Origin of the sequence: Azospirillum sp. TSH20, from assembly GCF_003115935.1 — a bacterium.
Classification (GTDB): domain Bacteria; phylum Pseudomonadota; class Alphaproteobacteria; order Azospirillales; family Azospirillaceae; genus Azospirillum.
In genome coordinates this window covers 95,581-107,621 of record NZ_LGQU01000003.1, presented here as the reverse complement: position 1 = coordinate 107,621, position 12,041 = coordinate 95,581, and the positions used below count along the sequence as shown (strand labels likewise).

The window sequence follows — 12,041 nt, the reverse complement described above, 5'->3', positions numbered from 1 at the left end:
ATCGTCTATCTCGATGTTAGAACGCATCGATTGGACACTATCGAAATGCCCTGCCATGTTGCATCGGCAGCCAAGCCTGTGGCCGCCATCGGACCGTTCAGGAGCAACCGGCGTGAAGACCGCATCCCCCACCATCGCCGATACCGTCCACACCGCCGCCCCGGCGGGCGGGCGCCGCTTCTGGACCATGCTCGGCCCCGGCTTTGTGGTGGCGGTCGGTTACATGGACCCCGGCAACTGGGCGACGGACATCGCGGCGGGCTCCAGCTTCGGCTTCGCGCTGCTGTCGGCGGTGCTGATCGCCAGCCTGGCCGGCATCTTCCTGCAAGGGCTGATCGTTCGGTTGACGCTGGCGACCGGCACCGATCTGGCCCGGTTGATCCGCCAGCGCTTCCCGCGCCCTGTGGCGATGCTGGTGTGGGCGGTGTCGGAGCTGGCGATGATCGCCACCGATCTGGCCGAACTGCTGGGCAGCGCCATCGCGCTGAAGCTGCTGTTCGGCATCCCGATCATGGCCGGCGTGGTGATCTCCGCCGTGCTGACCTTCGGCATCCTGGCCCTGCCCGGCGCCCGTGGTCGCGCCCCTGAACTGGTGGTCGGCGCGCTGATGAGCGTCGTCGTGGTCTGCTTCGCCTGGGAACTGGTGATCGCCCGCCCCGACCCCGCCGCCCTGCTGGCCGGCCTGATGCCCAGCGTCGAGTTGGCCCGCGATCCGCAGATGCTGTACCTGTCGCTGGGCATCATCGGCGCCACGGTCATGCCGCACAACCTGTTCCTGCACTCCGGTCTGGTGCGCTCGCGGCTGGCCGAGGTGAAGACGGCGGAGGAGCGCCGGCAGGCCGCCCGCTGGCTGACCATCGACCTGTCGACCGCGCTGGCCCTGGCCGGTCTGGTCAACGGGTCCATCCTTGCGGTCGCCGCCGTCACCTTCCAGGGCGTGGGAGCCGGCAGCGCCCCCGGCATCGAGGACGCGCACACCCTGCTGGGCAGCAACATCGGCGGCGCCGCCGCGCTGGTCTTCGCCATCGCCCTGCTGGCCGCTGGCCAAAGCTCCACCACCACCGGCACGATGGCCGGGCAGATGGTGACGGAGGGCTTCTTGAACCTGCGGCTGCGCCCGATCACGCGGGCACTGATCACCCGCGGCGCCTCGCTGATCCCGGCGCTGGCGGTTCTGGGCAGTGCGGGCGACGGCGCGGTGGACGGGTTGCTGGTGCTGAGTCAGGTGGTGCTGGCGCTGACCCTGCCCTTCATCCTGATCCCGATGCTGTTGCTGCTGCGGAATGACAAACTGATGGGCGGGCTGGCGATGGCGCCGCTGACCCTGCGGCTGGCCAGCCTGACCGTGCTGGTGCTGACCGGCCTGTCCGGCTGGCTGGCCGGCACCACCGCGATGGTGTGAGCGGAAAGGCACCTCGACCCGGACCGGGGAATGGTCCATCTTGCGGCCCGTTCCCCGTTTTCCCTTTCCCTGGCCGGTGCCTAATGGATCCCGCTCTTGAACAACGTCTTGCCGATCTGGAAAGCCGCCTCGCCCATCACGAGCGCATGGCGGAGGAGATGTCCGAGGTCATCTTCGCCCTGGGCCAGACCATCGACCGCCTGACCGCCCAATTGAAACGCATGCGTGATCGGGTGGAGGCAGCGGAATATGCCATCGCCTCCCCGCAGGACGACCGGCCGCCGCCGCATTATTGAGCCGGGCCGGTCCTTTGGCGGAGTTTAACCCACGCCTATTCCTCCCTCGCCCCGCGTGTAGTCCGGGTGAGGGAGGAGATCGCTGGATCAATCCTCGGCGTACGGATTCTTGCCCTTGCGCAGCAGCAGGCGCACCGGCACGCCGGGCATGTCGAAGCTGTCGCGCAGGTGGGTGGTCAGATAGCGCTGGTAGCTTTCCGGCAGGTCCAGCGGCTTGTTCACGAACAGCGCGAAAGTGGGCGGACGGGTCTTCACCTGGGTGACGTAGCGGATCTTGACCCGGCGACCCTCGACCAGGGGCGGCGGATGGTGTTCCAGAACGCCTTCGATCCAGCGGTTCAGCTGCGCTGTCGGGATGCGGCGGTTCCAGACGGTGTAGGTCTCCAGCACGCCGTCCAGCAGCGTGTCGAGCTTGTGGCCCTTCAGCGCCGAGATGGTGACGACCTTCACGCCCTTGATGTAGCCGAGCGAAGCCTGCAGCTTGTCCTCGACCTGACGCAACGCCATGGCGCGGTCATCGACCGTGTCCCACTTGTTGACCGCGATGACCAGGGCACGGCCCTCGGAGATCACCAGGCGCGCAATGGTCAGGTCCTGCTTGTCGAGGATGGCGGCGGCATCGACCACCAGCACCACGACATTGGCCATGCGAATGACGCGCAGGCTGTCGGCGACCGCCAGCTTCTCCACCTTCTCGTCCACACGGGCGCGGCGGCGCATGCCGGCGGTGTCGACCAGCTTGAAGCGGCGGTCGCGCCATTCCCAATCGACGGAGATGGCGTCGCGGGTCATACCGGCCTCGGGGCCGGTCAGCACGCGCTCCTCGCCCAACAGGCTGTTCAGCAGGGTCGATTTGCCGACGTTCGGACGGCCGACGATGGCGATCTGGATCGGCTTGCTGCGGTCCTCTTCCGGCTCCGGCTGGTCGCCGACCGGGATGGAGGGATCGTAGCCGTCGTCCTTCTCCTCGACCTCGCCGGTGTCTTCCGGCGGGGCGTAGGGCAGCAGCGCCTCGACCAGATCGGCCATGCCCTCGCCATGCTCGGCGGACAACGGGATCGGATCGCCCAGGCCCAGCTCGTAGGATTCGAACATGCCGGGCTGGCTGGCCTTGCCTTCGGTCTTGTTGGCGACCAGCAGGACCGGGGTCTTGCTCCGGCGCAGCAGGTTGGCGAAATGGCGGTCCAGCGGCGTGATGCCGGCGCGGGCGTCGATGATGAACAGCGCCACGTCGGCGCGCTCAAGCGCCTGCTCGGTCTGGCGGCGCATGCGCGCCTCCAGGCTGTCGTCGGTCACGTCCTCCAGGCCGGCGGTATCCACCACCGTGAAGGACAAGCCACCGACATGGGCCGGGGCCGAGCGCCAGTCACGGGTGACGCCCGGCGTATCGTCCACCAGGGCCAGCTTCTTGCCGGCCAGACGGTTGAAGAGAGTCGATTTGCCGACATTCGGCCGACCGACGAGGACCACGGTGAACGACATGGGGCCAAAGGCCTTTCACAACAGACGGAGGAAATCCGCGATCAGCGGAACGCGACCAGCGTTCCGTTGTCGCACAGCACATATAGAGTGTTGTTGGCAACGACCGGCGGCAAGTAGGAACCGGTGGGGAGCGAACGGGTCACCTCCACCCGGCCGTCCGACGGCGACAGTCCGAGCAGCTGGCCATTGGAGCCGGTGACCCACAGGCGGCTGCCCGCCATCACCGGGCCGGACCAGACGATCGGTCCCGACTTGTCCTCCGGATCCTTGAAGCGGGCGAGCGGGGCGACCCAGCGGACCTTGCCGTTCTGGCGCGCCACCGCGACGACCTCCTGGTCGTTGGTGACGGTGAACAGGTAGTCGCCGGCCAGCCAGGGGGTCTGGACGCCGCCGATCTCCGTTTCCCAGATACGGGCGCCGATTCGCTCGTCGATGGCGACCATGCGGCCGGAATGGCCGATGGCGTAGACGTTGCCGCGATCGACCACCGGCAGGCCGCGGATGTCGGCCAGATTGCTCAGCTGCCCGGTGCGGCGGATGGCGGCGAGGCTGTCCTGCCAAGACACGCGGCCGTTTTCCGGACGCAGGCCGAACAGCTCGCCCGACGAATAGGGGGAGACGACCAGCGTGCCGGTGGCCGCCGGGCTGGCGGCGCCGAGCAGGCCGGCGGTCTCCAGGATGCCCTGCTGCGACCACTGCACCGCACCGTCGTCGGTGGAGAGCGCGATGGTCTGGTTGTCGAGCGTGATGACCAGCACGCGGCCGCCGGCCACCGTGGGCGCGCCGCGGACCGGGCCGGCGATGCGCTTGCGCCACAGGATCTTGCCGGTGGCGGCGTCGAGCGACAGCACCTCGGCGAAGCCGGTGGCGGCATAGACGCGGCCGTCGGCATAGGCGACGCCGCCGCCGGTGGCCCCGCCCCGCTCGTTCTCCGGCCGGGTGTCGACCCGCCACAGCGACTGGCCGCTGCGCTCGTTCAGCGCGGAGACATGCGAGTCGGCGTCCATCGCGAAGATGCGGCCGTCGGCGATCACCGGCGTGCCGAGCAGCGCGCGCGAGCTGCTGGAGCCCGAACCGATGTCGGCGCGCCAGGCGTCGGACGGGTTGGCGGACAGAGCGAGGTTGCCCAGCACATGGTCCGGCGTGCCGCCCGGCTGCGCCCAGGCCGCGTTGGCGACCGGCGGCGGCACGGTGACGGCGACGGCGGCGAGCTGTGCGTCCGGCTCCACCTTGCGCTCGCGCTGGAGCACGGCGACGCGCTTGCCCGGCAGGGGCGGATCGGGCGTCTTGCCGAACCAGCTGTCCACGGTGTCGCAGCCGGCGAGGAAGACGGACAGCAGCGATGCGGACAGCAGCGCCGCGCGGCGGATGGAGCCGGCCTTCATCTTGTTGTTCTTCATGGCCCTGGATCAGCCCTTGCCGTAGAGGGAGGCGAGATCGGCGGCACGGCCACGCACGCCCGACGGCGCTTGCTGGTCATCCGCCAGTTGCTTGTAGAGCGTGCGCGCCTTTTCCGTGTCACCGGCGCGGGCGGCCAGCATCGCCGTCAGCTCGCGCGCCGTGAAGCGCCAGGGGCTGGTGTCGGCGGTCAGCGGCTGCAGCTTCGCCGTCAGCTGGGCCGGGTCGCCCTTTTCCGCACGCTGCGTCACCGCCAGCAGGGTGGCGAGGTCGCGGTACTCGGCGGGCACGGAGCCGTTAGCGGCAATGCCGTCATAGATGGTCGCAGCCTCGTCCGGCTTGTTCTGGCGGATCAGCAGCGCCGCGGCGTTGAACTGGGCGATGGCGGCGAGGTCGGGCTTGGCGGAGCCGGCGAAGGCCGACAGCGCCTCCACCCCCTTCTCCGGTCCCTGGGCACTCTGCGAGATGGCGGTGACCAGGGCGGCGGTCTGCTCCTGCTTCTGCTGCGCCTGCCAATGGCGCCAGTAGCTGTAGCCGCCGGTGCCGGCGACGACCAGGACAGCCGCGGCGATCATGGCGCCGCCATACTTCTTGAACAGGTGCTCCGCGCGGTCCCGGCGCAGATCCTCGTCGACTTCGCGGAAAATATCGCTCATGGCGCTGCGGTTGCGTCCCTGCGGTGGCGGCGTCGCGCACGGCCCGGATGGCGGCGCGGGTCAGGCGGAACCCGTCCGGCCGGTGAACCGGACGGATGATTCCACAAGATCAAGAGGGGCGGATAGCATCGGGCAACCCGCCGGGTCAAGAGGCTCACTGCCGTGGACGGGAGTCCGGCCGTTGCCGCCAAAAGAAAACGGGCCGCGGAGGGGTTCCCCCGGCGGCCCAGTTCCGCGACCCGTACGTGCCCCGGATCGGTCGATGCAGTCTGAGGTCGATGCTGTCCGAACTTACGCCGACATGGCTGCGGCGGCGATGACCGCCTGGGTGCGGTTCTTCACGCCCAGCGACTTGAAGATGGCGGTGACGTGGATCTTCACCGTGCCTTCCGACAGGCCCAGTTCATAGGCGATCTGCTTGTTCGACTTGCCGAGACGCAGGCATTCCAGCACTTCGCGCTGGCGCTGGGTCAGACCGTAGCCGGCGCTGCGGTCGGACATGTCCACCGTGCGGCGGCGCGGCGCGGCCTCCATGCTGGCGGTCAGCGCGCCCGGCGGCAGGTAGATGCCGCCCGAGAACACCAGGTTCAGGGCGCCCATCATCACCTTCACGCTGCTCGACTTCGGGATGTAGCCGGTCGCGCCATGGTCGAGCGCGCCACGGATGTCGCCCAGAGCCTCCGAAGCGGAGATCACCACCACCGGCACACCCGGCTGCAGCGCCTGGATCTCGCGCAGGCCGTCGAAGCCCGGCCAGTTCGGCATATGCAGGTCCATCAGGATGATGTCGAAGGTGCTGCCGGCCCGGCACTGGTCCAGCACCTCGTCAAAGGTCCCGGCCTCGACGAAGCTGGCCTCGCCCTGAAGTTGCTCCAGCAGACGCCGCAGACCTTCGCGAAACAGCAGATGGTCGTCCCCGATCAGAATCTTCATGGTCCCCGTCATCCTCGCTCGCCGACCCTTGCCGGTGCCGTCCGCTTACGAACGACCGCCCGTCAGGGCTGTTGTCTGTTGTCCGGCACGCCCCCGCGGCACCCGGATCACCACATTCGCGCCGAATACATGGCTTGGTGGTCGATTGGTCTGTGCGCCCTCTTCGGACATCGGCCGGAAGACCGTCTGCCGTTGTGGGCTTGTTCTTCGCTGTGTTGGGTATCTGATACCACGATCGGTCGGGACCCTGTATCCCGACAAGGGCCATAGGTCATTCGAAGCCGGCATTCCCCTTCGAGGCACCTTTGGTCATGGCACGACCAAGAATTGCCTCCACCAAAAGTCATAGCTTCTTCTGCGCGTGCGAACAGAGTTATCGCGCGAGCGCATCGGATTCACTTGGCCCGATCGGGCTCATTCGAAAAGAGACCTGTTGTCTCCATTAGTGACGGGAATTTTTCTGGAACCTTGCCATCTTTGCGGCGTTCGTGTGGCAAGGATTTGGTTTATCCCGATTCGAACGCGCAGAAGAGTAAGAAAAACCAGCGACCAAACCGAAAGGATATCCCTGATGGATGCCTGTACCAACGCGCATTCCCCTGTGACCCGCTCAGCACACATCATTCCATAGGTGTTACCGTTTCGAAACCTGAGGCGACCAACAAGGAGACGATAAGCGATCTTGGCTGATCATCCATCGCCTGATTTACGCGGAGCCCGGTTCATTTCTAAATCACGCGGTGCGAACAGGACTTTCCCGATCCCGACGAAGGGGGAGTTTGCAGTCCGCGCCGCAATACTTCGATGTCCACAATAATTTTCCGGATGACGTGAGTTTTATGATGACGTGCCTGGGCCAACCGGCCGGTTCCTCTTCAACCCTTAGACGCAGGCGGCAATGCCCTGAGCCGGGCCGGCCGTGGATGCCTCCTCCAGACAGAGCTGACCCATGCACACACACCATGAGTACGCCCATGAGAAAGCATCTCACCAGACCCGCAACGCGGTGACTCCCATGCATGTCTGCCTGATCCTCGACAACAACGCGCTGACCGAGAACGTGGTCCAGCAACTGGACCGTGGCGGTCGCCACCGGGTCACGGTTCTGCACGATATCGGGGAGCTGACGCAGAGCGCGCTGACGCCGGATGCGATCCTGATCGGGCTGCAGCAGTTCACCGCGCTGCGCGAGAACGAACCGATGGTCTATCTGCGGCTGTCCCGCCGCTCGCGGATCGTCGTCGTGCTGTCGTCGCGTGAGCTGCTGGACGCCGCCCATATCCTTGCCTTCGCCGACGCGTGGGTGTTCGAGGATCTGAACGTCGACCGCATCAACGAGCTGCTGGACCTGGGGCTGGAAGGCCACTGCCTGATGCCCAAGCAGTTCCTGTCACGCCTCGGCGTCGACGAGATCCGGCTGACGCTGCTGCCGCGCCTGTCCGATCCGGAGTTCGAGACGCTGCGCCTGCTGGGCGAGGGCATGAACAACCGGACCATCGCCAACGCGCTGGACCTGTCGGAAGCGGTCATCAAGTCGATGGTGCGCAGCGTTCTGTCCAAGCTGCATTTCCGCAACCGGACGGAGGCCGGCGTATTCGCCGCCCGGCAGCAGGGTGCCCTGGAACAGGCGCGGACCGGCATGACCCCGCCGCACGTCCACGCCGCCGCCGCCCGCCGGGCCGGGGTTTGACCGACAGGCCAGGACCGCGCAGGATTCGCGCGGTCCAGCAGTGCCGCCCAGCCAGACCTGATCCGGCGAACCTGGATCAGCCAGCCAAGCGGCGGCCGGCCATCGCCTCTTCGAAACGGTCGAAGCGGGCGTCGAAAGCCTGACGATCGATCTCGGCCAGCCGGAAGCGGACGCGCACCACCCCCTCCTCCCGATTGAAGGCGTCGAAGGGCAGCGCCACGCCCAGGCTGTCGAACAGCAGGGTGCCGCGTGCGCCGACGGAGTCGGCCTCGCCCAGCGCCGCGCCATGACGGGAAATGTCCAGCAGCCGCACCGTCAGGCGCCCCTCCGCCCCCTCCACGATGCAGGGCGCCTCGACGCGATAGCGCGGCACGCTGCGGCGATCCACGTCGTCGGTCGCCGTGCGTACGGCGCGGACCAGCACATGCATCAACTCGTCGATGCTGTGGGTCACTTCCGACGCCCCGGCGCGCAGCATGTCGGCGCGCTCCTCCGTCACCTTGGCCTCGCGTGATACCTCGTCGATGCGGGTCGAGACGTCGGTGGCGGCGCCGGCGGTCTGGCCGACATTGCGCGAGATTTCCTGGGTCGCCGAAGCCTGCTGTTCCACCGCGGCGGCCACCGTGCCGGAGATGGCGTCGATCTCGCCGATGGTGCGGCTGATGTCGCGCACCTCCTCCACGCTACGGGCGGTGACCGACTGGATCTCGCCGATCAGGCGCGAGATCTCCTCGGTCGAGCGCGAGGTCTGGTTGGCGAGGTTCTTCACCTCGCCGGCGACGACGGCGAATCCCTTGCCCGCCTCCCCGGCCCGCGCCGCCTCGATGGTGGCGTTCAGGGCAAGCAGGTTGGTCTGGGCGGCGATGCCCTGGATCAGCTCCGCCACGTCGCCGATCCGGCTGACCGCCGAGGACAGCGATTCGATGGTGCTTTCGGTCCGGTTGCTGGCGGCGACGGCGGCGCGGGTGACCCCGGCAGCATGTCCGACCTGATTGCCGATCTCCTCGATGGAAGCCGAGAGCTGCTCGGCAGCCGAGGCCACTGCCTGGGCGTTGCTGAGCGCCTGGGCCGCCGCCGCGGCGACGTTCTGGGCGTTGGACCCGACCAGCCCGGCCGATTTCGCCATGGCGTCGGCGTTGCGGTCCATCTCCTGCGTGCGGGCGGCGACCCGCTCGACGGCGCTGCGGCTTTCCTGCTCCACCGTATCGGCCATCGACTGCAGCGCCTTGCGCTTCTGCGCCTCGCCCTGGATGCGCTGATGCTCCTGCTCGGCGCGCAGACGTTCCGCCTCGGCCATGCCGTCGCGGAAGACGAGGACGGAGCGCGACATCGCGCCGATCTCGTCCATACGTTTCACGCCGGCAACGCTGGCCGACAGATCGCCGGAGGACAGCGCGGTCATCACTTGGCTGAGTTGGCCCAGCGGACGCAGCAGCCAACGCGACACCAGATAGCCCGGCACCGCCAGAACCAGGGCGCAGATCACCACCAGCATGGTGGCGAAGCGCATGCTGTCGTCGAAGGTCTTGAGCACCTCCGCCTTCTTGATGCCGACATAGAGGATGCCGACCGGCTTTCCGGCCGCGTCCTTGATCGGGTCATAGGCGGCGTAATAGGGCTCGCCCAGGATATCGACCATGCCGCGGAAGGGAACGCCCTGGCGCAGCACCGAGTCATAGGCCGGGCCCTGCGCCAGCGTGGTGCCGACGGCACGGCTGCCGTCGGGCTTGGCGACGTTGGTGGCGATGCGGCGGTCGCCCAGGAACAGGGTGGCCGTACCCCCGGTGATGCGCTTGATCTTGTCGACCACGAGGTTGTTGTCGTTCATCACGACACCGTCCAGCAGCATCTTGCCGTCGGCTACGGAGAACTGGCCGCCGCGTTCCTGCAGCGAGGACCAGGCGATGTCCATGCTGAGCCGCTGCATCTCGATCGCCTGCCGCTCCAAGTCACGGACGATCACCTGACCGATCGCGAACAGGATCGCCGTGCTGAGGATCAGCATGCCGAAAAGGTTCAACAGGGTGACTTTCGTGGAGATCGAAAGCCGGCCGACGAAGGCGCGCAGGGCGTCCATGAGTGCCATCCACCAGGAAAACATGTTGCAGATGCGAGATCGCTGTCGCACCGCACTATGCCATCGTGGTTTAGGGTGCATTCATTTAAAATACATACGACTCCTGCGGCAACTTGTCGCCTTACGAGATCTTTATGAATTCAACCTCGGGGTGATTTTTCCGTAGGCACGGCATGATCGAATCTTTCATACCGCCACAGGAAGACGGTCGAAATCAGAACAGCCGTGCACCGTCCGGGACCGCATGATCCGGGCCGACCAGCACCACGGCGCCCTCGGCGTCGGGCAGGCCCAGGCACAGCACCTCGCTGGTGAAGGGGCCGATTCGCTTGGGCGGAAAATTCACCACCGCCAGAACCTGGCGTCCTACCAGCGCGTCGGCAGCGTAGTGGCTGGTGATCTGGGCGGAGCTGCGCTTGGTGCCGATCTCACCGCCGAAATCGATGGTCAGCTTGTAGGCCGGCTTGCGCGCCTCCGGAAAGGCATCGACGGCGCGGATGGTGCCTACACGGATGTCGACCTTGGTGAAATCGTCGTAGGAGATGGTCATGACGGGTCCGATGCGGTGGTTTTATGATTGGCGATCGGATTCACGCTCCAAATCGATTCCGATTTTACGCGATCCGATCTAGCGGTCGGCGCCAGGGTAGCGCGGCAGAACGGGCATCGGAACCGGGAAGGCGCGTCCGGACCATCCGGCACAAACGAAAAAGGGGCCGCCGATGGCGACCCCTCTTCGCTGATTTCCGGCGGACCGGAGTGGATCAGGACTTCGCCTTGGCAATGGCGGCCTTGACCTCGTCCAGGCTGTCCGACACGCGCTTGGTCAGGATCTCGGCGGCCTCGGTGTTCGACTTGGCGATCATCTCGCTCAGCTCGCGGATGTTGGCCAGTGACTTCTCGAAGGCGGCCTTGACCAGATCGGCCTGCTTGGCGGCCTTCTCTTCCGGGGTGCCGGCGGCGGTCAGTTCACCGACGGCGCGGTTCACGTCCTCGGCGACGGTGCGCAGCACCTCGGCCTGACGACGGACGATGGCCTGGAAGCCTTCGAAGGCCAGCTGGTTGGCAGCGGTCACCGCCTCGATGTTGCGGCGCTGGCTGGCGATGATGGACTCGACGTCCACGCCCGGCACCTTCAGGTCACCCATCATCTTGGACGGATCGAATTCGAGGAAGGGGTTACCGCTGATCTTGGCCATGTTTCTCATCCCAGTATCGGTGTTTGCTGCCCGCATCTGAATACGGGCATGTTGCGTCGCAACATTACAGAGGCCGACTATGCAGAGTGCCGAAAAGTTAGTCAATCCGGTTTTTTGCGCCGCAGCATAACCTTGGCGGGTGGAAGCCCACGCCGCGGAACGCCCGCCCGTCGCTAAATACCTGACGACATGGACTCTGTTCCCGACGACCGGCCCAGCGGCCCGCGCGACCGGGTCCAGCGGCAGAAGGTCGCGCCCCAGCGCTCCGCCCCGCGCAACGCATTGTCGAGCGCGGCCATGGTGCGCGACAGGTCGGCGGTGTCGTCGTTCAGGAACACCCGCATCACCCGCGCATGGACGGTGCCGAGACCGGCGACCAGCGCCGTGCCGCCGCGCTGGTCCGGGTCGATCCCGGCGGCGCGCAGCATCCAGGCCATGGAACGGCCGAAGGCGCAGGAGAAGGCCAGCGCGGTGGCCGGATCGGCCGGCAGGTCGCGTACGACGGAACGCAGGCCGTCACGGAAGGGGCGCAGAGCGTCGAAGCGGCGCATCATCACGTCGAACAGCCGGTCGCGCGCCGATTCGGTCGGGTCCGCGGCGATATCCCCGGCCAGGACCGTTTCATCGGCGACCCGCGATACCGCCGCCAGCAGGTCGGCGCGCCCGCGAAAGCGGTGATGAAAGCGCGACAGCGGGATGCCGGCGGTGTGCGCGACCTCCAGCAGGCCGACGTGGCGCCAGCCCTTCTCGGCCGCCAGCCCCATTGCTGCCGATGCCACGGCACGGTCGAGGGCGTCGGGGTCCGCAAAATCCCGGGCGGGGTCTGAGCGAAAGCTGTTGTCTTCAGGCTTGTCGGACGACATGTCGGACATGGCACCACCTCCAGGCGACAGGGATCGCCTGATAAA

At 67.0% G+C, this 12,041-nt stretch carries 11 protein-coding genes; 3 read left to right on the top strand and 8 right to left on the bottom strand.

Annotated elements, in window-relative coordinates:
- The first annotated feature begins 112 nt into the window (after nt 1–112).
- Complete coding sequence (locus TSH20_RS01785) at nt 113–1,402, top strand: Nramp family divalent metal transporter (protein WP_109073114.1); 1,290 nt, start codon at nt 113–115, stop codon at nt 1,400–1,402.
- An 83-nt stretch (nt 1,403–1,485) separates the two neighbouring features.
- Nucleotides 1,486–1,698 (top strand): SlyX family protein, encoded by a 213-nt coding sequence (locus TSH20_RS01780; RefSeq protein ID WP_109073113.1) that lies wholly within the window; start codon nt 1,486–1,488, stop codon nt 1,696–1,698.
- An 87-nt stretch (nt 1,699–1,785) separates the two neighbouring features.
- Here TSH20_RS01780 and der read toward each other — a convergent pair whose 3' ends face one another.
- The 4 genes from der to TSH20_RS01760 all read right to left on the bottom strand — a co-directional run bounded on the left by der (nt 1,786) and on the right by TSH20_RS01760 (nt 6,167).
- The gene (gene der, locus TSH20_RS01775) at nt 1,786–3,180 is read right to left on the bottom strand and encodes a ribosome biogenesis GTPase Der (RefSeq protein WP_109073112.1); all 1,395 of its coding nucleotides are present in this window, start codon (nt 3,178–3,180) and stop codon (nt 1,786–1,788) included.
- Between the two features lie 41 nt (nt 3,181–3,221).
- Nucleotides 3,222–4,580, bottom strand: coding sequence for a PQQ-like beta-propeller repeat protein (locus tag TSH20_RS01770; protein WP_109073111.1), 1,359 nt, complete (start codon nt 4,578–4,580; stop codon nt 3,222–3,224).
- Between the two features lie 9 nt (nt 4,581–4,589).
- Nucleotides 4,590–5,234 (bottom strand): tetratricopeptide repeat protein, encoded by a 645-nt coding sequence (locus TSH20_RS01765; RefSeq protein ID WP_109073110.1) that lies wholly within the window; start codon nt 5,232–5,234, stop codon nt 4,590–4,592.
- Between the two features lie 291 nt (nt 5,235–5,525).
- Nucleotides 5,526–6,167: a response regulator transcription factor gene (locus TSH20_RS01760; protein ID WP_085089627.1), complete on the bottom strand. Its 642-nt coding sequence runs from the start codon at nt 6,165–6,167 to the stop codon at nt 5,526–5,528.
- Nucleotides 6,168–7,116: 949 nt separating this feature from the next.
- On the opposite strand from TSH20_RS01760, the gene TSH20_RS01755 reads away from it, so the two are divergent.
- Nucleotides 7,117–7,857, top strand: coding sequence for a LuxR C-terminal-related transcriptional regulator (locus TSH20_RS01755; protein WP_247870533.1), 741 nt, complete (start codon nt 7,117–7,119; stop codon nt 7,855–7,857).
- 76 nt (nt 7,858–7,933) lie between these two features.
- On the opposite strand, the gene TSH20_RS01750 is transcribed toward TSH20_RS01755, so the two are convergent.
- The 4 genes from TSH20_RS01750 to TSH20_RS01735 all read right to left on the bottom strand — a co-directional run bounded on the left by TSH20_RS01750 (nt 7,934) and on the right by TSH20_RS01735 (nt 12,005).
- A complete protein-coding gene (locus tag TSH20_RS01750; protein WP_109073108.1) occupies nt 7,934–9,934 on the bottom strand; it encodes a cache domain-containing protein in 2,001 nt (666 codons plus the stop codon).
- 214 nt (nt 9,935–10,148) lie between these two features.
- On the bottom strand, nt 10,149–10,484 hold the full coding sequence (locus tag TSH20_RS01745; protein ID WP_109073107.1) for a tRNA-binding protein: 336 nt from the start codon (nt 10,482–10,484) through the stop codon (nt 10,149–10,151).
- 214 nt (nt 10,485–10,698) lie between these two features.
- Nucleotides 10,699–11,133 carry a phasin family protein gene (locus TSH20_RS01740; protein WP_109073106.1) on the bottom strand — a complete coding sequence of 145 codons (435 nt, stop codon included), beginning with the start codon at nt 11,131–11,133 and terminating at the stop codon, nt 10,699–10,701.
- Nucleotides 11,134–11,306: 173 nt separating this feature from the next.
- Nucleotides 11,307–12,005, bottom strand: coding sequence for a TetR family transcriptional regulator (locus TSH20_RS01735; RefSeq protein ID WP_109073105.1), 699 nt, complete (start codon nt 12,003–12,005; stop codon nt 11,307–11,309).
- Nucleotides 12,006–12,041: the final 36 nt, after the last annotated feature.